This is a genomic window from Kushneria marisflavi, assembly GCF_002157205.1.
Lineage (GTDB): Bacteria > Pseudomonadota > Gammaproteobacteria > Pseudomonadales > Halomonadaceae > Kushneria > Kushneria marisflavi.
Window position 1 is genome coordinate 1,194,121 of sequence record NZ_CP021358.1, and the last position, 23,779, is coordinate 1,217,899.

Sequence of the window (23,779 nt, forward strand, 5' to 3'; positions counted from 1 at the left end):
ATCAGAGGGCCCGGGCGGGTCAGCGTCGAGGGGTCAACCGCTGCTGAGCAGGGTCAGGCGACGGCCTCGGTGACAGCAGATTAGATTCAGCGCACACAGCCTGGCGATGTCGACGGCCAGCGGCGAAGGATGGGAAAGCGTGGCCAGCGTCGGAATGCCGGCACGCACCGCCTTTTGAACCAGTTCAAGACTGCAGCGACTCGACAGCAGCACCATCGCAATCGGCCGGTTCTCGACCAGCGACGCACCGATCAGCTTGTCGAGGGCGTTGTGCCGACCGATATCGACACCACTGCCCAGCCACTGACCATCAACATCAAAGCCAAGCGCCATGTGAAGGCCTGGCTGACCATCCGCAGAGAGCTTCTCGAGCGCTTTTTCAAGCTGTGCAGGGACCGGCGGCCGGCTGGCGGGCAAACGCTGAAGTCCTTCCAGCATCTGCGCCTCTTCAGCGCTGCCGCAACGCCCACAACTCGAGGAGGCCGAGGTAACGCGACGACGCTCGCCCGCCAGCCGCTCAATATGGGCCGGCACACTCATGCGCACCCGCACGCCATGACGCAGTCGATCCGTGGTGATCTCACCGACCTGCGAGGCCCGCGTGATCATGCCCTCACTGAAGGCAAACCCTACTGCCCAGTGCTCGAGCGCTTCAGGCGTGGCCAGCACGGAGGCATAGGCGGTCTCGTTGAACGACAGGGTTACTGGCAGTTCGGAGGGGCCCTGGAGCTGCTCGTTGGGCGTTTGAGTAGCGTCCTCGTAATCAGAAAGCGACATGGCAGTACGGCTCCTCTGACGGACGGGTGTGCTGAAATACAGCCAACCCGGGCGGGGCATCGACGCCTGCAGGCCCCGATGTCTATTGACGAAAGTATAACGCCGCGCTCACGCATCACTCCAATGGAGCAGCAACATGAATTGATCGAGCGCGTCTATCAATTTTTCAGAAACGATCAATTCTTCGGTAACGGTCGGCTCCCTGAGAGCCATCGAGGCTTCAAAACCATCAGAGCGGCTACCCTGCGCCGCGATCCACCGACCCTGCGCCATCACATGGGCGCCTCGCCGGGCTCACGCAGCCACTCCAGCAACGCCTGCAAACGTCGCGACGGCGGCGCGCCAGCACGCCACAAAAGCCCGACCGGCGGATCCTCCCCGGTCGCCGGCAGCAGGCGGTGCACCAGGCCGGAGTGACGCAGGACCTCGGGTCCGTGCTGCTCGACGATTCCGACGCCGGCCCCCTGCCCCACCAGCCGCTCCAGTGCCGCCATGGATTCGGTCTCCAGCACAGGGGATAACGTCACGCCCTCGCGCCGGGCGTGAAGGTCGATGCGATGGCGGTGCTGCATGTCCGGCGTTAAAAGACACAGCGGGAAATTGCCAATATCTGCCCAGGCGGGCCTTTCAGGCAGGGTAAAGCAGTCCTCACGCGCCAGCAGGGCATAGCGCTCGGTATGGAGCCGGCGCGCCACGAAGGGTTCGGCCGCGGGGACATCGAGATAGCCCACCGCCACATCGATGTCGCCTTCCATCAGCGATTGCATCAACGGCAGTGTGGCGCGCTCCATGAGACGCAGCGTCAGGGCCGGATAATGCTCGCGCAGTGGCACGACCCAGCTGCTGACGGCATCCAGTGCCGAGGGGATCAGCCCCAGCCGCAGCAGACCGCTGGGCGGGCTTGAGGGGTCAAGCTCGGCATTGAGCTCATCGAGTGAGGCGAGAATGCGCCGGGCATGGCTGAGCACATGCTCGCCTTCCGGCGTCAGTCCCTCGAAGCGATGACCGCGAATGATCAGTGCACACCCAAGCTCTTCTTCCAGCTGCTTGAGCCGGGCCGAGAGCGTGGGCTGAGTGACGTTGCAGGCGGTCGCCGCACGCCCGAAATGGCGCTCGCGAGCCAGTGCGACCAGAAAACCGAGCTGTCGATGGTCCATATCAGGGCTGGCGCTTGACGCAGCGCACATCGATCCAGTCACGCGCCTGGGCCAGACTCTCCAGCTCGACCGTGGCCCGACTGACGTCCTGACCGCGCGAATAGGCATTGGGAATGGCGATCACATCAATGCCGGCAGCATGGGCAGCGTTCACGCCGTGACAGGTATCCTCGATCGCCACCGCTTGAGCCGCCTCGATACCACAAAGGGACAGCCCCTTGAGATAGCACTCCGGGTGTGGCTTGGAGTGCGTCACGTCGTTACGGGTCACGATGTGGTCAAAAAATCGCGTCAGGTCGTAGTGCTCAAGCGTCGGGGCGATTTCCTGGCGCCCGCTGCCGGTGATCAGCGCCATGGGCAAGCCTTGCTCGCGACACCATTCGAGCATCTCGAGGGCATGATCCATCAGCGCAATCGGGTCACGGGTGAAGCTTGCCACGGTGCGCTCGACCTTGCGATCGACCAGCGCCTTGGCCGAGATGGAAAGCCCGCGGGTTTGAATCAAGCGTTCGACCTCCTGGGTGACCGGCACGCCGGAACTTTCGCGTTTGTACTCTTCATCGTCGATGTGAGCCCCCATCTCACCGAGTATTTCGTTCCAGACCCGATGATGGGCACTTTCGGAATCGGCCAGCGTGCCGTCAAAATCGAACAGAACGGCGCAATATTTTCCGGTTGGCTGCATGCAGCGACTCCTGGTGTGGGTATGTCGACATGGTCCAGTAACCGGCGCCCTCTGACAACTGCAGGGCACCGGGTTCGTTGCTAGAATCATTCTCATTCACAGTTGAATGCCTGCCACGGAAGGTGTCGGCATCCCGGAGAGAGCTTGTCATGCATGATGCACTGTTCAATGAGCGATTGGCCCGCTTTGGTCCGGTCCTGACGCGACGACGTGAGGGCATGGACACGGTCATGCCGCTGCGACGGCTGCTGGAAGGGAACGTGCTGGAGGGGGTTCTGAAACGCTTCAGTGAACATCACGGCCCGTGCGAGCGTCGGGCACTCGCCACGCAGTGGTCAAAGCATTATCTAAGCCAGCTGATCATTCCCGTGACGGTCATCGAGCTCTGCCGGGACATTCATCTACCGACAAACATCGATGAGATGGGCGTGATACTGGCAGAGGACGGCACGCCTGAACGATTCGTGCTGCCCCATGAAGGGACCATCAGTCTGGATAACGGCTGCGCAAGATTTTGCCCGCTGATTGCTCGCCATCTCACACCGTTGATCGACACACTGGCGCGCCGGGTACATTTCTCGCCCCGCGTACTGTGGAGCAATGCCGCGGTCTATTTCGAATTCGCCGTCAACGAGCTCGACCGCCAGGGGCTGGCGAGTCCCTACGAGATCGACGGCGCGCGAGCCATGATGGCACTGCGCCAGCTGCCGGACCGCCAGCGCAATCCCTTCTATCGACCCGTGGACTATATCGACGTGGCTGACGACGACGGCGCCACCGAACCGTGGCGCTGTCGTCGCATGTGCTGCCTGCGCTATCTCGATGACACGCTCGGGCTATGCGGCAACTGCCCACGACTAAAAACCACCCGAGCGGACAATCACCAGGCTCAGGCCTGAGCGTTGTCCTGCTGTGAAGCGTCATCGGCGCTTTCACGACGAGCAACGCTTGCATCACGGCGTGAACGGAGCTCTTCTTCGTACATCTGTTCGATGACCTGTAACAGCCCGCCCAGAATCCACCAGACACCGAAGATGGCCAGCAGGAAGGCAACGGCGGCCATAAAGGGGTTATGGAAAATGGCATACAGCGCTGCTGCCGCGGCACAAAATACATAGCCGCCCACCGCACGACGCAGGGACTTATCCAGGCTCAGCCAGAAACCATTCTGGCTGTAGCCCACACCGCGACGCCAGAGAATGTCGGTCAACACATGGAAGGTGGCCGCGGCCGACACCAGCAGCAGCGCAAAGCTCACAATCTGGAAAATACCGAAGGCCGGGCTGGTAATCACGGCAAAAAGCCACAGGATGGGCAGTGACACGACTGCCCACATCACGATCGCTCGCTTGCGCAACGCTTGATTGTTCATTGTCCTCATGTCCTGTCTGGTCGATGTTGCGGGGTCCGACACGGTCTGTCCGACCGTCATGTCCTGCCTGTGACACCGGCGCCGGTGAGTTGGTTCATCGACGCGCGATCAGGCGCCTGAGTGCGCCGTTCACGGGCGAGCAGGCACACAGTGTGCCCTGGCGACCTGAACAACACCTTGCCGTTATGACGATTCGCGTCCCATTGGCGACCACGCCACCGGACCCGGATCGTCTTCCAGGTCAAAATGTGGCTCACCGCTCAGGTGATTGAGAATTACCGCCGAACGCCAGGCCATCAGCGACAGCTGTGGCTCGGCGATTCCGTAGCGGGTACGCCCGGCGTTGACCGCATAAAGCCGACTGTCTCCACCGCCCTGCCAGTCGAGCATGAAATGATCCCCCATGCTCGGCTCGCCGTGGGCGTCACGCTGGATGCGATCCAGCAGCGGCGCCATGCACTCGGGCAGACTGGACTCAAAGCCGGTGGCAAAGATGACCACGTCAGCATCGAATCGCTCCAGTCCGCCGGTCATGCCGTGTCGAGCGTCAAGCATAAAGCCATTGCCGACGCGCGTCATGTCAACGGCTTCACGATGCGGCAGCAGATGTGCCCAGCGCGGCTCGTTCATCACATCAAAACGGTGATAAAGCGTCTGATAAATCCCGCTCAGCGCCGCCGGTGTAATGCCGTCGCTGGCGTATTTCTGAGCGTTGACCTCGCGCCGGCGGACATCATCCTCAAGCCTTGCAAACTGTGAGGTATAGCCGGGCGTGAAGTATTCATTGGTGAAGGCAGTCTCATCGAGCGGCTGAAAGTTGCGCCGCCGCGAAAGCCAGTGCAATGACTTTGGCGGCCCCCAGTGCCCCCGCAGGGCGTTGATGAAGATATCTGCCCCACTCTGCCCGCCGCCGACAATCACCACGCGCTGATTGGTGAAATCGCGCGCATGCCAGGCGATCGATTCAGCGTGCAGGCAGCGCTCACTCTGGTGCTCGCGCGCAAAGGCCGGCAGCCAAGGCGTTTTGCCGCTGCCCAGACACAGATGCCGCGCCCGAAAGGCACGGGTATCGGTTCTGAGCTGAAAATGCTCACCGTCATGGTCGATTTCACGCACGCTGTGATCCAGCCAGACGTTATCGAGCCCTTCGGCGGCCCAGCGCAGGTAGTCGGAAAACTCGGCCCGGGAGACCGTGGAAAGCTCGGCGTTCAAAAAGCGATAAAATCGGCGATGCTGGACCAGATAGTTGAGAAACGACCAGCGACTGGTGGGGTCGATCGCCGTGACCAGATCCTTGAGAAAGCCGGTCTGCAGATGGGTGTCCGGCAGCATCATGCCTTCGTGCCAGACGTAGCGCTTTTGACGATCGAAAAATCGCGTCGAAAGCGTCGGCAGGCCATCGGCCAGCGCGGCAATGCTCAAGTTGAACGGACCGGCGCCGATGCCGGCCAGATCCAGAAGCTCGGGGGTATCAGCCATGGTGAACAGTGTCTCGGATAGCTACGCGCCCTGACGTGACAGCGCCGTCTCGCCCTGTTGGCGCAGCGAATCATCGTCACTCAGGCAGTGATAGAGCGGATTATCGATCAAATGATCCATGTCCGGCAGCATGCGGGCCGCCGAATGGTCATTGGCATGTAAAAACTTCGAACGATTGAGCCCAAGACGCAGAATACGCGGCTTGAACAGGCTGAACATGTCAAAGCGTTCTTCAAGCGCCTGGTTGCGGGCCATATAGGTCTCAAGCGCTTTCGCGCAAATCTGGTAAAACCGGGTTTCGCTGACGCCGACCTGTGCGGCCAGGGGCGCCACGAAACGCAAAAGCGTCACGAAATGCCCGGTCTGAAGGTCATGAATCAGTTTCTCCGGCGGTAGACGTACCGTCACATCGACCAGCTCGCGTGGCAGATCGTGTGCCTCGGGAAAGTCCTCATCGACCAGGCGCAGATCACCCTGGAAATCCTTGAGCGCCAGCCGGTGCGGCACGCCGTCCCGTAGAATCAGGGTTAGATTCTGCCCGTGGGCAATGATGATGATCCCGAACCGGCAGATCAGATGATACATCGGGATCAGCGTCGCCTCGAACATGCGTGAAAGCCACTGTTCGGCTTCCACCCCGGAGGCCTCGATATAAGCCGCCAGCCAAGCCCGACCGTCGGCGTCACACTGCATCAGCTCCGACATCAAAAGCGCCTGCTCACCTTCAGCAATTCGCGGTGCCAGCCCCTCTCGCCAGATCACGCCGCACAGCTCGCGAAAGCGATAGGGCGCCTCATCAAGTCGGCCGTATTGATCATGCTCGACCACGGCAGATGCCGGCTCGGCCAGAATCTCCAGTCCGGCGCGATGAAGCTCCTCGTCATCACGGGCGCGCGCCTGAAGCCAGTGTGAGGCCGCAGGGCCTGCCAGCATGTACTGTCCCGGAATGCCGCGATAGCTTGAGGTGTTCATGATGGTGATCGGCAGCTTCAGATCATAACGCCCCGGGCGGCTGGCATTGGTCAGCGTGCGCAGCGACTGCTGGGCCACGAAATGATCGCCAAAGGCGCCCAGCCAGGCCATGTCACCGCGCCCGATATCACCCACGTGCAGCATGGAGAGCATCCGCGCCCACTGCCAGGGGTGCACCGGCATCAGCGCAAAGGCCTCGGCCTTCTCCCCCAGTACGGCGCACTTGCCATCGCGCGCGGCCAGCAGCAGGCGACGCTGTTCTTCATCGAGCACGCTGTCCAGCAGCTCAGCCTCGTCAATGGCCATCCGGCTGCTTTTGAGGCGCTTGCGGCGCACCATCAGCCACTCGACCTGAAAGGGATGGGCGTATTCCGGCGCGTAACGCTCAAGGGACTGTACGCCCCAACCGCGCCGTCCCTTGTTGAACAAGAACTTGGGGTGCCCATCCAGCACGGCCTGGCGCTGTGGCTCGGCAAGTCTGATGGCCTCATCGGCACCAAGGCGCTGATGCACCTCGATCAGATAGCAATCGCCGCGCAGGGTGTTGTAAAGATCTTCCAGATGCTCCGCCAGCTGGGCATCGTTCATGCCCATGCCGGGCGCCAGCGCCAGCAGAAACTCGGCCGCCTCAGGCATCTCACTGGTATCTTTCGGCCCGCGCAGGCTGTCGACCTCGATCAGCAACTGTCCCCACAGATTGGCCTGCGCCTGAAAGTGCCAGCGCCCGCAGGCCCGACTTTCGGCCGATGTGCTGCGATCCTCCGGGGCGACCACCTCGATATCCAGCCGCCAGCCGCCCAAACCGTTTTTGGGCAGCAGCACCTGCTCATAGGCCAGCTCGCTGATCATTTTGGCGATCAATGCGCGATTGGCATGCGACCAGTGCCGACGGATGGCCTCCTCGGCATCAATGGTGGCCAGCATCGGGGGCAGAATCGATGAACCGGATTCGGCTGACATCACATCACCTGTCCAAAGAAGTGATAGCGGGTGCCCATGACCAGCATGGCCCGCTTGTCGGGCAGATCGAATTCGCGCAGGCTGAAAAGCCCCATCCGCTCGAGATGCCGAAAGATACGTTCGTTGCCGGCGTCAGGCTCCAGTACGACACGATCGGTACGCGGCTCGCTCAGATAGGCGTAGTGCTCAAGCCCGGTCAACCAGGCATCCACAAACCGTGCGCCACGATAGTTTTCTTCCCCCACCAGCACGTGCAGGCCGCGATCAAAGGCCTGCCAGTCGTAATATTCGCCCAGCACATCCTCGGGCGCCCAGTAGAGTTCGAAATATCCGAACGCCTCGCCGTCCAGCTCGCCGATCAGCGATAGCCGATGTGGCTCGGCCAGTCGATGATCCAGCCATTCGGAAAACGCTTCACGCGGCTTGTTCTGCTGCCAGAAGCGGGATACCCGCTCGCACTGCATCCACTGATGAAGACGATCAAGATCGCGCTCGGCGTCGCAGAGGCGCAGGGTCAGATGCTGTTCCAGTCGTGGATCGAAGCGCTCATACACCACGCCCCGGGGCTTGATCGGACGCCATGGCCGTCCCAGCTCGATCTCGAAGGGCTGAGCAGCGTAGTCGGATTTAAGCCAGTGCCACGGGCGCTGGTAGAAACTCTCGCGCAGCACTCGCGGGGCGCCCAGCGCCTGGCACAGCGGGTACCAGTGAGGATCGGCGCGCCAGGCCTCATCAAGGATCAGTAGACGACATGCCGGATGGGTCGCAAAGTGGTGATCAATGGCTTCCAGAAGCATCAGTGTCTGCGAAGGCGCCAGCCTCTCGCTGGCAGACAGGTCATCACGGCTGGACATGGTGATTTCTCGCGGTATCAGGGTCATGGGTCAGGACGCGCCGGCCTCAATCGACAGTGGATGGGATCGACAGGGGATTGGGCATGTCCAGATAGATTTTTGCCGGGTCATCCAGCGTGGATTCGTTGATGCCGGACAGATAGCAGAAGAAATTGCTTTTGACCTCCAGCGTGTTCGAGTCCAGTAGATGATCAAGCAGCGTGGTATCCCCGTTGCCGGCGCGCTCACGCAGCGCGGTCAGATGATCGCGCAGGTGCGATACCAGCACGGCCTCATCGATCAGGTCCGCCTCGGCCAGAGCAGCCGTGACCGCAAGGGTCGAATTGACGATGACGTAATAGGGAAAATAGCGCGTGAGCATGTCCGCCGTGATGCGGTGGTCCTGGCTGACGCGCTCGCCGGGATGGCGTGCCATGAAATGTTCCGTGACGCCGCTGCCCTGGCAGTCGCGATAGTCCACCCCCACCGGTCGCTCATCCTCAAGGCGCACCACAATGTTTTGCTGATGGGCCAGCAGCACAATGCCCTCCTCGACCACCAGACGGATCAGCGGTGACAGCACCCGCCTGCAGAAGGCATCAAACCATTCAAGCGCGGCGTCACGCTCGCCGAGATTTTCCCGTACTGCCAACCGTCGGACCCCATTGGCCAGCAGCGTCTGTCCGGGCTCCCCCAGCGGCTGGGTCAGAGTGGCCAACACATTGCTGGTGGCATCAGACGCTGGAATACGGTTTTCACGCAGCAGCGCCAGGCTGGCTTCATCGATCTCGCCGTCGTCATTTTTGAAGCCAAGCCAGGCCGGCTCCTGCATCAGATAAAAGTGCTCGCGAATGTCAGGGCTGACATCGGGCCACCAGCGGTCCAGACGCAGCCCACGCATGACCTCATTGCCGTGCAGTACGCGCAGGGAATTGGTCAGCCGCGCCGACAGCGACCCCTTGACCATCCATTCTGCCTGTGGGCAGTAAAGCGAGCGATGCGATGAGGTGGGATACCAGCGGCGCACGCTCTGATCCCCCTCCTCACCCAGTACGATCAGCTCACCGGCGTTGATCATGGTCGCGACATCGTCGCGCTGCTGAAGAAATCGTGACTGCCAGGGATGCATCGGCAGGGCGCTGAAGCCCACCGGCAACCGCTCGGCCAGCGTTTCGGGCAAGAGATCGTGCATCATGGCCGCGGCCGCGGTCTCACGACTGCTGTCGCCTACCGCCCGTGCCGGCGAGACGCCCCACCAGACCAGGGCGAAGGATGCCCGATGTTCCGGGGTATGGTCCCGCGCCTGCTCGGCATCAAAGGGCGCCTGAGATTTGGGCGCCGGGTGAAAATCATGACCGACCAACAGCCCCTGCTCGGCCTCGAGAAACCCGAGCGGCCCATGACAGAGATGCTCGAGATCATCGCGCCCGGCAAGCGCTGCCGCGATGGTGTCGCGACTGCCCATGACGCTTTTCAGGAAAGTGTCACGGCGTGCGTCGTCCAGCGTGCCCACTAGTGAATGCTCCCGCAGCCACGGGCTTTCAAGCAGCGCTTCGACGGCCTGTTCAAGGGAGATGGCCTGACGCTCATCCCCCCGGGCGCGGATCACCGGCAGCTCGATGCGACAGCGCCCCGAGAGGCTTCGATGCTTGAGATGAAGGCGTAGACAGGTATCGCGCGCGGCCGTCAGGGGAATCACGGCAGTGTCGTCGCTGCCATCATTCTCCAGCCACCAGTGTGTGGTTTCGCGCAGCAGCGCGTTGAAAAAACTGGTCGCCGCCAGCCGATCGGCCCACTCGGTGCTGGCGGGGGGCGTTGGGTGGCGAGAAAGGTCCTGCATCGAGCACTCCTGTCAGGGTCATATTGACCGGCATCTTCTGGCGTGAAAGCAAGCATAGTCGATCGCGTAAAAGCCTGCGCCGGGCCTTTGGACCCGTTGGGACACGTTATTGGCCAATACAAATGATTTTGATAATGCTTCTCATTTGAGCTATGGTAACCCCCTGTTATCGCACCGATCCAAGCCTTCCGGTGTCCGTCCACTGACAACGCGACTTGTCAGGAGTCAACGTGAACCAGCCATTTTCTTCCCGACTCCCCCTGGAGCATGCCCCCCATGGGCTGCTTGAAGGACTCAAGCCGGGCGACGCCTTTTTCTCATCACCGGTCACGACCCTGCTTGGGCGTGGCGCAGCGCATGAGTGTCAGACCGCTGATGCCCGACCGCAAACGCTCGACGACGCGGCGCGCGCATTGTTTGATACCGCGAAACAGCAGGGGCACCCCGACCCGATCATCATGGGTCTGATTCCATTTGATCACGCTGACAGCGCCCGCCTTTTCATTCCAGAGGAGCTATTGCGTGAAGCCCCCGGGACGTTTGAGCAGTACCCACCCGGCGTACCGCTTGAGACCCCGACCAGAACCATCACTCCCGAGCCGGCTCCGGGACATTACCGCCAGGCCGTAGAGCGCGCCCTGACGCTTTTTGACACCACCGCACTCGACAAGGTGGTGCTGGCCCGGTCACTGCGCGCCCGAATCGAGGCGCCGGTGGATGCCCAGGCCCTGTTAAAACGGCTGGTCAGCATCAATCCACAGGGCTACAACTTCGCCCTGCCAACCGGCGAACGTGAGAGTCTGGTCGGCGCAAGCCCGGAGCTTCTGATTCGCCGCGAAGGCCATCGAGTGATTGCCAATCCGCTGGCAGGCTCCATTGCGCGTCATCGCGACCCGGCCGAGGATCAGCGCCGCGCCGAGAGCCTGCGCGTCTCTGAAAAGGACCTGCGCGAGCACGCCCTGGTGGTGGAGGCCATCGTTGCTGCCCTGCGCCCCCTGTGCCACACGCTGGAGGTCCCGGAAGGGCCGGAAGTGATTGCCACCGATCGCATGTGGCATCTTTCCACCACGCTTGAAGGCGAGCTGGCCGACCCCGGCATGACGTCGCTGGCTGTTGCCGCAGCGCTGCATCCCACCCCTGCCGTCTGCGGCGCGCCCTGGCAGGACGCCCATCAGGCCATCAAGGCGCTGGAAGGTTTCGAGCGCGGCTATTTCACTGGTCTGGTGGGCTGGTGTGACGCCACGGGCGACGGCGAGTGGGCCATTACCATACGCTGCGCCGAGCTGGCCCCGGATCACGTGCGAGTGTTTGCCGGCGCCGGCGTGGTGCCAGGTTCCAGCCCGCAAGGCGAACTGGAAGAGACGGCAGCCAAGATGCGGACCATGCTCGATGCCATGGGCCTTGATTACGAAGACGACGCCACGAACACGACTGCCTGACCATGACCAACCCGATATCGGCGCCGTTACAGCGCGCCACGCTTGACGACATCATCGAACGCTGCCCGGACTATCCGGTTGAACGCCAGCGTCTTTACCGCGAAAAAGGCTGCTGGATCGATGAAACCTTCGGCGCCATGCTGCGCCGCCTGGCCGCTGAACACGGCCCGCGCGAAGCGCTGGTCGAGGGTGAGCTGCGCCTGAGCTACACCGACCTTGACCGGCGTGTCGATGCCTTTGCCCGCGGCCTGCGCCGGGTGGGCATCGAGCGCGGCGACCGGGTCGTCATCCAGCTGCCCAACCGTCATGAATTCGTGGTGGCCTGCTTTGCGCTCTTTCGTCTTGGCGCGCTGCCGATCTTTGCCCTCCCGGCGCATCGCCGCTTTGAAATCGAGCATTTTTGTCGCGCGGCCACGGCAAGGGCGCTGTTGATCTGCGATCGCGACGCCGGCTTTGACTACCGCAGCATGGCCCGTGAGGTGCGCACAACGGTGCCCACGCTTGAGCAGGTGATCGTGTGTGGCGAGGCCGAAGAGTTCACGGCATTTGATGACCTCCTTGAGCACGAAGGCGAGCCGGTCGAAGACGTGCCGAGCGCCCACGACCTGGCCTTTTTCCAGCTCTCCGGCGGCACCACCGGCGTACCCAAGCTGATCCCGCGGCGCCATGACGACTATCACTACAGCCTGCGCGAGAGCAATCGCGCCTGCGCGGTAACGCTTGATACGATCTATCTGGTGGCGCTGCCGATTGCGCACAATTTCCCCATGAGTTCGCCGGGCTTTCTGGGCGTGCTGCTCGGCGGTGGCCGGCTGGTCATCGCCCCACGCCCCAGCCCGGACGAGTGCTTTGCCCTGATCGAGCGCGAGCGGGTCACCATGACCTCGCTGGTGCCGCCGCTGGCCATGCTGTGGCTCGACAGTGCCCCGCATGCTCAGGCGGACCTGTCGAGTCTCGACATCCTGCAGGTGGGCGGAGCAAAGCTGGTGAGCGAGGCCGCGCGCCGCGTGGCCCCGGCACTGGGCTGTCGGCTGCAGCAGGTGTTCGGCATGGCCGAGGGGCTGGTCAACTATACCGGCCTTGATGACCCGATCGAGCTGATCAACACCACTCAGGGTCAGCCGATGTCACCGCTTGATGAGGTGCTGGTGGTCGATGACGACGATCAGCCGATTCCACCGGGCGGCGTGGGCCATCTGATCACGCGCGGCCCCTATACCATTCCGGGCTATTTCGTGGCGCCGGCCGAAGGCGATGAGCCTGAAGGTACTCACAACCAGCGCGCCTTCACCAGGGATGGGTTTTATCGCACCGGCGATCGCGTCCAGAGGACACCGGATGGCTATTTGATTGTCGAAGGACGTGACAAGGATCAGATCAACCGCGGTGGCGAGAAGGTCGCCGCCGAGGAAGTCGAAAACCAGCTGCTGGCTCACGACAGCGTTCATGACGTGGCCGTGGTTGCCATGCCCGACCCTTATCTGGGCGAGCGTGTCTGCGCCTTTGTGGTGCCACGCGGCGAGACCCCGAAGCCGATGGTGCTGGCGCGATTTCTGCGCGACCGCGGCCTTGCACATTACAAGGTACCCGAACGCTTTGAATTTCTTGAAGCCTTCCCCCAGACCGGAGTGGGCAAGATCAGCAAAAAGGCGTTGCGCCAGACGCTCAAGGCACACTGGTTCGCCGAGGGCAAACCCGAGAGCAAGTAGTAGCCACGGACTGCGGCGCTGAAAGATTACAGGAGAAGTCACATGGCCATTCCCGCCATCGCAAGCTATTCACTGCCCACGACAGCCGAGCTGCCCGACAACCGGGTCAACTGGCAGATCGAGCCGTCACGCGCGGTACTGCTGATTCACGACATGCAGCGCTACTTTCTGGCCAAGTATGACGTGAGCGCAACCCCCATTCCCGAGGTAATCCGTCATCTGGCGGCTTTGATCAAAACTGCCCGCGCGGCAGGCGTACCGGTAGTCTATACCGCTCAGCCGACCGATCAGCCTGACAGCGACCGTGCCCTGCTCAATGATTTCTGGGGGCCGGGGCTGCCGGCGCATCCCGAGCAGTATCCGATATTAGACGAGCTGGCCCCTCAGGACGGAGACGTGGTGCTGACCAAATGGCGCTACAGCGCCTTTCAACGCAGCGATCTGCGCCAGCGCATGTCCGACTGGGGGCGTGATCAGCTGATCATTGGCGGGGTCTATGCCCACATCGGTTGCATGGCCACGGCGCTGGAAGGCTTCATGCAGGACGTGCAGTGTTTCATGCTCACCGACGGCGTGGCAGATTTCTCCCGCGAGCGTCACGACATGGCGCTTGAATACGTGGCCGGGCGCTGCGGCGTGGTCACCACCAGCGCTCACGCCCTTGCCGCACTCGAGTCCGGCCAGGGCAATCAGCAGGCCGAAGGTGCCATGACGCAGGCCGCGCTGACCGAGCGGGTCGCGACACTGGCCGGTGTCAGTGCCGAGGAGATTCCTGCCGATGACAACCTGCTTTTCTACGGGCTGGACTCGATGCGCATGATGACGTTCGTCGAGGAGCTGCGCCGGGAAGGCTTTGATGTCAGCTTCATGGATCTGGTCGAAGCGCCGACCATTATCGATTGGGTGGCGCTGCTCAACCGTCAGGGAGTGAGTGCATGAGCGCTACTGAAACGATCCCGCCTCAAGCCACTGCGCAGACAGCGCCGCCAAAGGGCAAGAAGCGCCCGCCCATGCTTTTGGAAGTGGTGCGCCGAGAAGTCGTTACCGAGCACATGATCCGTATCGTGCTCGGAGGTGAGGCGCTGGAAGGCTTTCCCGCCCATCGCGGTGGCGGCCACATCAAGATTTTTCTCCCGCTTGAGCACCAGCGTGCACCGGTACTGCCGCAGCTGACCGAGGCCGGCGTGGTCTGGCCGGCGGCACAGGAGAAGCCGATTACCCGCACCTACAGCGTGCGCCATTTCGACGTTGAGCGTCGCGAGCTGAGCGTGGATTTCGTGGCCCATGGCGACGAAGGCCCCGCCTCGCGCTGGGCGCTGGCTGCCCAACCGGGAGACCTGATCGGTATCAGCGGCCCGGGTGGCCCTGACCCGCTGCTCCCACCGGCCGACTGGTCACTGATTGCCGGTGACATGACGGCCCTGCCGGCCATCAGCGCACTGCTCGAAGACATGAGCGAAGACGCACGCGGCGTGGTGTTCATTGAAGTGGAGAGTCCCTCCGAGCGCCAGACGCTGCATCATCCGTCAGGCGTTGACGTGCACTGGCTCTACCGCGGCGAGATTCCATCATGTCTGTCCACACTGCAGATCGATGCGGTGCGTGCCATGGATTTCCCCGAATCCGGCAGCGTCTCGGCCTGGGTCGGCGGCGAGAACTCGGCCGTGCTCTCCCTTCGCGAGCATCTGATGGGCATTCGCGGCCTGACCAAACGTGAGCTTTACGCGGTGCCCTACTGGCGCCACTGCTGGAACGAGGAACGCTATCACCAGGAGCGTCATCGCATCATGGATGAGCTCAAATGAGCGGTGAGTTTAAAGGCGAACACATTGTCATCACCGGCGCCGCGCGCGGCATCGGCGCCACGCTGGCACGTGATCTGCTTGAGGAAGGGGCAAGTGTCGCCCTGCTGGACAGCCTTGCAGACCCCCTGAAGGAGACGGCGGCGCAGCTTGGGCGTGCCTTTGGCACCGAGCGGGTCAGCACCCATGTTGTCGATGTCAGCGATTCAGGTGCCGTGGATACCGCCATCGCCGACATCGAGGCCCACGCGCCCATCACGCGTCTGGCGCATGTGGCCGGCGTTTTGCAGATGGGTCGCGTGACAGAGCTGACCGATGCCCAGTGGCTGCATGCGTTGAACGTCAATACCACCGGCGTTTTCAACGTCACCCGCGCCGTGGCCCGGCGAATGGCCGAGCGACAGCAGGGGGCCATCGTGGTAGTCGGCTCCAACGCCGCCGATACGCCGCGCCAGGCCATGGGCGCCTACTGCGCCTCCAAGGCCGCCACGCATCAGCTGGTGCGCTGCCTGGGTCTGGAAATGGCCGAATACAACGTGCGCTGCAACATCGTCTCGCCCGGCTCCACGGATACCGACATGCAGCGCGGCATGTGGGTCGATGACAGCGGTCGCGATAACGTGATTCGCGGCTCGCTGGAAGGCTGGAAGCTTGGCATTCCGCTCCGGCGCATTGCCGAACCCGAAGACGTTAGCGAGGCGATCCGCTTTTTGCTGTCCGACCGCGCCCGCCACATTACCCTGCATGACATGCGCATCGACGGGGGTGCCACGCTGGGCATTCGATAAGACGCCTGAAGCTGACGCACATTAAAAAACCCGGCCATGAGCCGGGTTTTTTAATGCGGTACGTCCTGAACAAGCCGCGCCGGCATGGCCGACGCCGAATCGATCAGAAGTCGTAGCGCAGCGAGGCCACCACGCTGGCTGGCGCGCCATACATGTTGAAGGTGTTCAGGCCACCCACACGCTCGTAATACTTCTTGTCGAGAATGTTGTTGAAGTTGAGCTGACCCGACAGGCTTTGAGTGAAGTCGTAGCCGACCATGGCATCGACCACCGCATAGCCCGGCGCTTCCACATCCGAACTCGAACTGAAACCGTCCATCGCCGTCACGCCACCGCCGATGCGGAAACCATCCAGCGCTCCGCCCTCAAAGCCATACTGGGTCCAGAGATTGATCATGTTACGCGGCATCAGCAGGAACAGGCCATCGCCCTGCGTTGTGGATTCACGCTCGATCTCGGTATCCATGTAGGTATAGCCGGCGATCACGTCCCACTGATCGGTGATGCTACCGGTCAGCTCAAGCTCGGCCCCCTGAATTCGGGTCTTGCCCAGTGCCACGGCATCATTGGTATCGCCACTGGCCGTCGCGGCTCCACGGTTCTTGTCATACATCCTAAAGGCCGTCAGGCGGGCGTTCAGATCACCGTTGAAGTAGCTGCCCTTCACACCCGCTTCATACTGCTCACCCTTGCGCGGCTTGAGCAGCTCATTGTTGGCATCGGTCGAGGTCTGCGGCTTGAACACCTGTGAATAGCTGGCATACAGCGAATGGTGATCATCCAGATCGTAGACCAGGCCGCCGTAGGGCGTGAAGCGCGAGCTGTCGCTACGCGAGTCGGAGGTGCTGTCATCCAGCTCGTCCACATTGGCATGCTGGCGATAGTTGCTGATCCGGCCGCCGGCGATCAACGCCAGATCCTGAACCGGGCGGAAGGTCAGCTTGGAGTAAAGGCCATACTCCTCGAGCGTGTTGCGCTCATCGCTATAGTTGTTGGTCCCGGCAACGCCGGCACGCGCATCACCCAGGACATCGGTATAAGGCACACTGGCGGGTGAAAAGTCGCTGACATTGATACCCCGAAACCCTGGCAGCGCGCCGTAACGGCCCTGCTCCTGTTCGGTTTCAAAGCGTTTATAGTCGGTGCCCACCACGAATTCACTGGTATTGCCCAGCGCCTCGAAGGGCTGACTATAGCTGGCGTCCAGTGCAACCGACTGTTCATCGGCCTTGCCGCCCAGTCCCATCAGCGTGGCGTTGCCGTTCTCATCGACACCGGCTGCGGGCCCACCGGCACCGAAGGCGTAGTTGTAATCGGCGTTGCGGTTGGAGTAACGCCCGGCCAGACGACCGTAGGCGCCGTTATCAAAGCGATGGGTCAGCTCGGCAATCCAGTCGTTGGACTGACTGGTAAAGCTGTTCCAGTCGGCTCCAAAGAGTTTGGAACGACGATATTCGCGCAGGCTGCCATCGCGGTTGGCCGGCAGACCATTGTTGACGTTGATGTCCTTGCTCTGGCGCAAAAAGGCGAGCGACAGCGTGGTGTCCTCGTCCAGATCGGCATCCAGCGCGCCATAGAAGTTGTTGCGCTCGTTATCGTTGTGATCGACAAAGCCGTTGGTGTCGCTGTTGTCGATCACCAGACGACCGCGCACGCTGCCATCGGCATTGATCGGGCCGGAGAGGTCGGTTTCGATATAACGCTGATCCCAGCTGCCGTAGCGGCCGGTCACATGGCCCTGAAAATCGTAGGTTGGGCGCTTGCGAACCAGATTGACGATGCCGCCCATTTCGCTGGTGCTGTTAAAGAGCCCGGAGGGGCCACGCATGATCTCGACCCGATCAACGGCTGAAAGCGTGGGAACTGAACCAGTAATGCTGGACATCGGTGAGGGTAGGCCATCGATGCTGTACTCATCGTACTCATAGCCGCGCGAGTAGATCGAGGAGCGGCCATCATCGTTGGAGAGCACGCGAACGCCGGGGGTACGTTTGGCCATCTGGTCGAGCGTGTCGAAGTTTTGATCCTCGATCGCCTCGCGGGTCACCACACTGATCGACTGGGGAATGTCACGCAGGGCGGCCGGCGTTTTGGTGCCGACGGTGGCGGCATCCACGCCATAACCGCCGGTCTGCTCGGAGGGAAGCATGTCATAGAGCCGGTTGCCTTCCACGGTGATCGTATCAAGACGCGAGCCGTCACCGCCGGAGGCCGTGGCGGTGGTCGTGGTGACCGTCGTGGTCGCCGCACCGCTGTCTCCCTGCGGCTCGGCCGCCCATACGCCTCCGGCCACCGGCAGCAATACGGCGCCGGCCAGAAACGAGGTCAGATAGCGTACTTCACCTGCACCGGGATAGAACTTCCCCGTTTGATTCATGACTGTTCCCCTGACTGTTATAGATCACTGCCGCATTTTTGATCGGCGCAAAATCCCGCGCTCAGGCGTACGAAGGCGTTATCCGAGCGACGTCACATTAAGTTTAATGATAAGGATTATCAAGTGTATGTTTATATCATTTGAACTTGAGCACATTATCGCTGTCACGGTGCTTCGATTAGACAGTGGAAACCGGCAGCCAGGGAGGCTATCGAGGCAGAAAACAGGCAGCGCAGGAGATAAAAGGCAGGAGGGAATACAACGGGCAGGAGGCATTGCGCCCCTGCCCGGGAAACATGATCAGTTGGCAGCGTCCTGAATGGACTCACCACCTTCTTCGATGTCCTGACCTGCACCACCGACAGTGTTACAGGCTGACAGCGCGGCTGCGGAAAAGAGGGCAATCAGCATCATGCTCATCCATTTTTTCATGTCACAACTCCTTGTAGATCGGGTGATATGGGTGCCCTCGTCCAGAGTAGATGGACTCGTCATTGCGTTCCCATGACATGAGCCTGGCATTTTTTGCGCCGGTTTGCATTTTCACCATCGATCGCCTCCAATGCCCTGATCTTCCTGATCCTTTATCGCTTACGGAGCTTCAACATGGCCTTTGCGCTACATGAAAGACTGGCCGCGGACACGCTGCTGGTGGCCTCGCTCGAACTTTGCGAGCTGCGTTTGATGAACGACACCCGCTTTGTCTGGGCGCTATTGATACCGCAGCGAGAGGGCATTCGTGAAAGTTTCGAGCTGCCGACATCCGAGCGAGCACAGCTCTGGCAAGAAGTTGATCAGCTGGGCGCGTTCATGATGCGCCACACAGGCGCCGACAAGATCAACATCGGTGCGCTGGGCAACATGGTGCCTCAGCTGCATGTGCATGTGATCGCGCGCTCACAGGGTGATGACGCCTGGCCTGGGCCGGTCTGGGGATCAGGTCAGGCACAGCCGCTGGAAGAAGAGACCCGCCAGACGCGCCTGGCACTGCTGCAGCGTTTCGCTGATGAGTTTAAAGGCGGCTGACTCAGGGCGTCACGGTGGCCGGTGCTGACAGCGGCCCTTCGCCGAGACGCTCGGCAATGGCAGTGGTCAGCCGATCAAAGTCTCCCACACCCAGCGCCGCATTGCCCTGCCAGCCCTGGAGCTGAAGTTCGCTCCCCCTCAAAGCGCCTTTCACATGGGCCTCGACGCGCCACTCCGGGCGGGACGCGTATCTGGCACGAAGTTCACCGAGCGCGTGATCGCCGTAAACGATGACGAAGCCGCGCTCGGCCAGTGTCGCCATGGTGGCCTGCAGGACCTGATCGGGCGGTGCGTTGAAGTGCTGCAGACGCTCGGGTGGCGGCAGCGATGAGGTCGTGGCACAGGCAGCGAGAGACCCCATCAGTGCCAGCGTGAAAAGAGCACGCGTGATGTGTCGCACGCCGCGTTTGTATCCGGGAATCATGAGCCTTCTCCCGAGTTCGCCAGCGCCTGATTGATGGCCGCATGCGTCTGCTGACAGAAGGGTTGTGGAGAAGCCGGGCGAGCATCGATAACGAAACCATCCGGCGACACGACCGTCACACTGCGCACCGCCAGATAGCGCTGCCCATCGGCACTGACCGATACGCGCTCAACGCTATAGGGGTCCGAGCGAAAGACATTGAAGGGATCTCCAAATCCCACCCCCAGCATGCCCCCTCTACGGTGGCCGCCAAACCATCCCATACTGCTGCCCCGCCACTGGCGAGTCGCCCCCAGCCCCGGCTGGCGCGTGATGCGCTCGGCACTGACCAGTCCCAGCTCGACATCGCTGGCGCGGACTTCATAGCCCTGGGCTTCAAGCGCAGCGGCAATGGCGCCAACCTGCGCCAGACGCGTGCCGCCGTAAGTGGCGTAGCACGACTCAGGCAGTGACTGAGCCTGAACATCCAGCGGCCGAGTCGAGGACAGGGAGCTACAGCCTGTCAGCACAAGGCTCAGCAATGACAGGGTCATGAACGACTGAATGGATGGCATGGCGTGCATCCCCGGTGAAATATCCCTGACACCCAAAGGTGATCCCATGGGAAGACATACGGTCCCTACCCTGCCTAGACAGTAGAGTGAATATGAAACGCCCGCAATATGACGTTCAGGGGGCAGCAGGGTCAGCGGCCGCCATGCCCCGGCAATGGCATTTTGCCTGAGCCATTCGACACCCGGAGCGGTATGTGTAAAGAGAAGACACTGGCTGGATACCGGCAACGGGCCTGGAATTCGAAAAATTATAAGTTAGCCTTATCGGTCCAACCATAAACAAGGATGTACGCTTATGGCTGATGACGCCAATCCGCCTACCGTTGCCAAACTGAACCCGCCCGTTTTTTATACCTCTGCCGGCATTATCGTTGCCTTTGTCATCTTTGCCGTCGTGGCCCCAGAGCTTGCCGGCAGCGCCTTTGGCCAGGCCCAGAGCTGGGTGATCGATACCTTTGGCTGGTTCTATCTGCTTGCCATGGGGGTGTATCTCATCTTCGCCCTCTATCTGGCCATGTCACGCCACGGTCAGGTCCGACTGGGGCCGGATCACAGTGAACCCGAATACAGCTATAGCTCGTGGTTTGCGATGCTGTTTGCCGCCGGTATGGGTATCGGCATCATGTACTACGGGGTCGCCGAGCCGGTGACGCACTACATGAACCCACCCACCGGCGAGGGCAGCACGCCAGCGGCCGCCAGGCAGGCCATGGAGATCACCTTCTTTCACTGGGGGCTTCACCCCTGGGGCGTTTATGCCGTCGTGGCACTGGCACTGGCCTATTTCAGCTTTCGCCATAACCTGCCGCTGCGCCTGAGCTCCGCACTTTATCCACTGATCGGCAAGCGCATTCATGGCCCGATCGGTTACGCCGTCGATATCTTTGCCGTCTTTGGCACCATGTTCGGTCTGGCAACCTCGCTGGGCCTGGGCGTCATGCAGATCAGTTCGGGACTCAACTTCCTGTTCGGCTTTCCCGACACGCTGATGAGCCAGATCATCCTGATTGCCGCCATCACGGGGGCCGCGACCTGCTCGGTGTCTCTGGGACTGGATGGCGGGGTCAAGCGCCTGTCGGAAATGAACCTGTGGCTGGTCTTTGTGCTGCTGCTGTTTGTGATCGTGGTCGGTCCGACACTGTTCAGCTTTCAGTCGCTGGCGCAGAACGTGGGCTCCTACTTTTCCGGCGTGGTGGATCGTACCTTTAACATCTACGCCTATCTGGGCGATGAAGACGCCAATACCTGGCTGGGCAACTGGACGCTGTTTTACTGGGGCTGGTGGATTGCCTGGTCGCCCTTTGTCGGCATGTTTGTCGCACGCGTGTCTCGTGGCCGCCGCATTCGCGAATTTGTTCTGGGCGTGCTGTTTGTGCCGGCCGGCTTTAATTTCATCTGGATGACCTTTTTCGGCGATGGCGCCATCCACATGATCGCCACCGAAGGGCTGAGCCAGCTGTCAGACGCCGTCAATCAAAGCAGTTCGATCGCGCTGTTCGAGTTCCTGAACCTGCTGCCGATGTCGTCAGTGACCTCAACGATTGCCGTGCTGCTGGTGGCCACCTTCTTTGTGACCTCGGCCGACTCGGGCTCGCTGGTCATGGATCTTCTGACCTCAAAGGACGGTGACGAATCCCCGGTGCTTCAGCGTATCTTCTGGGCCGTCAGCTCCGGCGTGGTCGCCGTTGCCCTGCTGATTGCCGGTGGCCTGCAGGCCCTTCAGGCCGCTGCCCTGCTGGCCGCGCTGCCCTTCTCGGTCATTTTAATGGTGATCTGCTATGGGCTGCTCAAGGCGCTCAGGGTCGAGGCCGTCAAGCAGGACAGCCTGCGCCATTTGATGAACACACCGGGCAACGTCTCTAGAGTGGCGGCCGGCAACACACCCGGCAAGACCGACTACTGGCAGACGCGTCTGCAAACGCTGGTAACCTCGCCGCGCAGGCAGCAGGTCTCGACGTTTTTGCATGACACCGCCGAGGTGGCCATGAAGGAGGTCGGCGAGGAGTTTGAAAAACAGTCGCTTGATATCAGGATCACCGAAGAGGATGACCGCTGCTATCTGCGCGTGGACCACGGCGAGGAGAACGACTTCGTCTATGGCGTGCGTATTCGCCGCTACGCTGCGCCCTCCTTTGCCATGAGCGGCATGCGACGTCATGACAGCTCGAAGGACAACAACGACTATCGCGCCGAAGTCTTCCTGCGCGAAGGCGGGCAGAAATACAACATCATGGGCTATACGAAACAGCAGGTGATCGGTGACATTCTCGATCAGTATGAAAAACACCTGCATTTCCTGCATATCATGCGCTAGTTCTGGTCCCTTCCAACCTGGCCCGCCTCGGTGCGGGCCTTTTCATGTCATGGCGACAGGCGCTATTGGCCGTTATCAGGCGTGCCGGGTATGCTCATGGCTCACTGTCTCGAACGGAATGCCTGCATGCATATTCTGATTGCCCCCGACAGCTTCAAGGATGCCCTGGGCGCTACGGACGCCGCCAACGCCATCGCCGAAGGCGTTCGCCAGGCGGCACCGAATGCCGACTGGACACTTTGTCCGCTGGGCGATGGCGGCGAAGGCACGCTGGAAGCCCTGCTGACCGCCAGTGGGGCCGAAGCGCGCAGTCTTGAGGTTCATGACGCCCTGAACCGTCCTCGCATGGCGCAGTGGGGCTGGATCGAGGCACGCCGAACCGCCATCGTCGAACTGGCGGAGGCCAGCGGTCTGCAGCATCTGACGCAGGAAGAGCGCGACGCCCTGCATACCACCACCCGGGGCGTGGGCGAGCTGATTCATGCCACCCTCGAAGCCGGGGCCGAGCACCTGATTCTGACACTGGGCGGCAGCGCCACCAATGACGGCGGTGCCGGCATGATGAGCGCACTGGGCGTGCGTTTTCTGGACAACAACGACCAACCCCTCGAGCCCGGCGGCGCCGCTCTGGCCGGGCTTTCCCGCATCGACCTTTCAGGGATCGACCCGCGCCTTTCGCAGCTGACGGTCGAGGCCGCCGTGGATGTGAATAACCCGTTATGCGGCGATCAGGGCGCCAGCGCCATTTTCGGGCCGCAAAAGGGCGCAACAAAAGATCAGGTGGGTCAGCTTGATCACGCACTGGCAAGGCTTGCCGACATCACTGTTGATGCGACCGGACGGGATCATCGTGACAGCGCAGGGGCCGGCGCCGCCGGTGGCATGGGCTTTGCCGCACTGGCCTTTTTGAACGCCACGCTGCGCCCGGGCATTGAGCTGGTCATGGAACAGGTCGGCTTTGAAAAGACGCTGGAACATACCGACCTGGTCATCACCGGCGAGGGCCGGCTGGATGGCCAGAGCCTGTCCGGCAAGACCCCGATTGGCGTTTCGCGCGCGGCCCGCCGCATGGGCGTGCCCTGCGTGGTACTGGCCGGCAAGCTGGACAGTGGCTGGGAGAAGGCGCTCGAAGAAGGGGTAACCGCCGCGTTTGCGCTGGCCGACGGCCCGATGGCACTGGAAGAAGCGCTTGAGCGCACGCCCGAGCTTTTAAGTGCGCGCAGCGCCTCGATCGTTCGACTGTTCCAGCATGGGCGCTGAACATTTAATCG

Annotated in this window: 22 protein-coding genes; 9 read left to right on the forward strand and 13 right to left on the reverse strand. The window is 61.7% G+C overall.

The window, feature by feature from the left end; genetic code table 11:
- Positions 1-33: 33 nt before the first annotated feature.
- From B9H00_RS05580 to B9H00_RS05590, 4 genes are all read right to left on the reverse strand, one after another.
- Positions 34-777 carry a formate dehydrogenase accessory sulfurtransferase FdhD gene (locus B9H00_RS05580; protein ID WP_086899813.1) on the reverse strand — a complete coding sequence of 248 codons (744 nt, stop codon included), beginning with the start codon at positions 775-777 and terminating at the stop codon, positions 34-36.
- A gap of 108 nt (positions 778-885) precedes the next feature.
- Positions 886-1,050, reverse strand: a complete 165-nt coding sequence (locus B9H00_RS16755; protein WP_157663187.1) for a hypothetical protein — start codon at positions 1,048-1,050, stop codon at positions 886-888.
- Complete coding sequence (locus B9H00_RS05585; protein ID WP_169713422.1) at positions 1,050-1,934, reverse strand: LysR family transcriptional regulator; 885 nt, start codon at positions 1,932-1,934, stop codon at positions 1,050-1,052. Before B9H00_RS05585 ends, B9H00_RS16755 begins: the two co-directional genes overlap by 1 nt.
- Position 1,935: 1 nt before the next feature.
- Positions 1,936-2,619 carry an HAD family hydrolase gene (locus B9H00_RS05590; protein WP_157663188.1) on the reverse strand — a complete coding sequence of 228 codons (684 nt, stop codon included), beginning with the start codon at positions 2,617-2,619 and terminating at the stop codon, positions 1,936-1,938.
- Between the two features lie 149 nt (positions 2,620-2,768).
- On the opposite strand from B9H00_RS05590, the gene fhuF reads away from it, so the two are divergent.
- Positions 2,769-3,518, forward strand: a complete 750-nt coding sequence (gene fhuF / locus B9H00_RS05595; RefSeq protein WP_086899816.1) for a siderophore-iron reductase FhuF — start codon at positions 2,769-2,771, stop codon at positions 3,516-3,518.
- Here the strand turns inward: fhuF and B9H00_RS05600 are convergent.
- The 5 genes from B9H00_RS05600 to B9H00_RS05620 all read right to left on the reverse strand — a co-directional run bounded on the left by B9H00_RS05600 (position 3,509) and on the right by B9H00_RS05620 (position 10,075).
- Positions 3,509-3,991 (reverse strand): hypothetical protein, encoded by a 483-nt coding sequence (locus B9H00_RS05600; protein WP_086899817.1) that lies wholly within the window; start codon positions 3,989-3,991, stop codon positions 3,509-3,511. The genes fhuF and B9H00_RS05600 overlap by 10 nt on opposite strands.
- Before the next feature lie 183 nt (positions 3,992-4,174).
- Positions 4,175-5,470, reverse strand: coding sequence for a lysine N(6)-hydroxylase/L-ornithine N(5)-oxygenase family protein (locus tag B9H00_RS05605; RefSeq protein WP_086899818.1), 1,296 nt, complete (start codon positions 5,468-5,470; stop codon positions 4,175-4,177).
- Between the two features lie 21 nt (positions 5,471-5,491).
- On the reverse strand, positions 5,492-7,402 hold the full coding sequence (locus B9H00_RS05610; protein WP_211329653.1) for an IucA/IucC family protein: 1,911 nt from the start codon (positions 7,400-7,402) through the stop codon (positions 5,492-5,494).
- On the reverse strand, positions 7,402-8,256 hold the full coding sequence (locus B9H00_RS05615) for a GNAT family N-acetyltransferase (protein WP_157663189.1): 855 nt from the start codon (positions 8,254-8,256) through the stop codon (positions 7,402-7,404). Before B9H00_RS05615 ends, B9H00_RS05610 begins: the two co-directional genes overlap by 1 nt.
- A 46-nt stretch (positions 8,257-8,302) precedes the next feature.
- On the reverse strand, positions 8,303-10,075 hold the full coding sequence (locus B9H00_RS05620) for an IucA/IucC family protein (protein WP_086899820.1): 1,773 nt from the start codon (positions 10,073-10,075) through the stop codon (positions 8,303-8,305).
- A gap of 230 nt (positions 10,076-10,305) precedes the next feature.
- Here B9H00_RS05620 and B9H00_RS05625 point away from each other — a divergent pair, with 230 nt between their 5' ends.
- From B9H00_RS05625 to B9H00_RS05645, 5 genes are read left to right on the forward strand one after another with little or no spacing between them, the layout of a single operon-like run.
- Positions 10,306-11,514, forward strand: coding sequence for an isochorismate synthase (locus B9H00_RS05625; protein ID WP_211329652.1), 1,209 nt, complete (start codon positions 10,306-10,308; stop codon positions 11,512-11,514).
- 2 nt (positions 11,515-11,516) lie between these two features.
- The gene (locus B9H00_RS05630; RefSeq protein ID WP_086899821.1) at positions 11,517-13,223 is read left to right on the forward strand and encodes a (2,3-dihydroxybenzoyl)adenylate synthase; all 1,707 of its coding nucleotides are present in this window, start codon (positions 11,517-11,519) and stop codon (positions 13,221-13,223) included.
- 42 nt (positions 13,224-13,265) lie between these two features.
- Positions 13,266-14,162, forward strand: a complete 897-nt coding sequence (locus tag B9H00_RS05635) for an isochorismatase (protein ID WP_086899822.1) — start codon at positions 13,266-13,268, stop codon at positions 14,160-14,162.
- Positions 14,159-15,028, forward strand: a complete 870-nt coding sequence (locus B9H00_RS05640) for a siderophore-interacting protein (RefSeq protein WP_086899823.1) — start codon at positions 14,159-14,161, stop codon at positions 15,026-15,028. The genes B9H00_RS05635 and B9H00_RS05640 overlap by 4 nt, the downstream gene beginning before the upstream one ends.
- Positions 15,025-15,813, forward strand: a complete 789-nt coding sequence (locus B9H00_RS05645; RefSeq protein ID WP_086899824.1) for a 2,3-dihydro-2,3-dihydroxybenzoate dehydrogenase — start codon at positions 15,025-15,027, stop codon at positions 15,811-15,813. Before B9H00_RS05640 ends, B9H00_RS05645 begins: the two co-directional genes overlap by 4 nt.
- A gap of 103 nt (positions 15,814-15,916) precedes the next feature.
- On the opposite strand, the gene B9H00_RS05650 is transcribed toward B9H00_RS05645, so the two are convergent.
- Positions 15,917-18,190, reverse strand: coding sequence for a TonB-dependent siderophore receptor (locus B9H00_RS05650; RefSeq protein ID WP_086899825.1), 2,274 nt, complete (start codon positions 18,188-18,190; stop codon positions 15,917-15,919).
- Between the two features lie 300 nt (positions 18,191-18,490).
- Positions 18,491-18,622, reverse strand: coding sequence for an entericidin A/B family lipoprotein (locus B9H00_RS05655; protein ID WP_086621841.1), 132 nt, complete (start codon positions 18,620-18,622; stop codon positions 18,491-18,493).
- Between the two features lie 174 nt (positions 18,623-18,796).
- Between B9H00_RS05655 and B9H00_RS05660 the strand changes: the two genes are divergently transcribed.
- Positions 18,797-19,216, forward strand: coding sequence for an HIT domain-containing protein (locus B9H00_RS05660; RefSeq protein ID WP_086901723.1), 420 nt, complete (start codon positions 18,797-18,799; stop codon positions 19,214-19,216).
- Position 19,217: 1 nt separating this feature from the next.
- Here B9H00_RS05660 and B9H00_RS05665 read toward each other — a convergent pair whose 3' ends face one another.
- On the reverse strand, positions 19,218-19,640 hold the full coding sequence (locus B9H00_RS05665) for a hypothetical protein (RefSeq protein ID WP_086899826.1): 423 nt from the start codon (positions 19,638-19,640) through the stop codon (positions 19,218-19,220).
- Positions 19,637-20,194, reverse strand: a complete 558-nt coding sequence (locus tag B9H00_RS05670) for a hypothetical protein (protein ID WP_147376583.1) — start codon at positions 20,192-20,194, stop codon at positions 19,637-19,639. Before B9H00_RS05670 ends, B9H00_RS05665 begins: the two co-directional genes overlap by 4 nt.
- Before the next feature lie 295 nt (positions 20,195-20,489).
- Here B9H00_RS05670 and B9H00_RS05675 point away from each other — a divergent pair, with 295 nt between their 5' ends.
- Positions 20,490-22,508, forward strand: a complete 2,019-nt coding sequence (locus B9H00_RS05675) for a BCCT family transporter (protein WP_086899828.1) — start codon at positions 20,490-20,492, stop codon at positions 22,506-22,508.
- A 126-nt stretch (positions 22,509-22,634) separates the two neighbouring features.
- Positions 22,635-23,768 (forward strand): glycerate kinase, encoded by a 1,134-nt coding sequence (locus B9H00_RS05680; RefSeq protein WP_086901724.1) that lies wholly within the window; start codon positions 22,635-22,637, stop codon positions 23,766-23,768.
- Positions 23,769-23,779 lie beyond the last annotated feature (11 nt).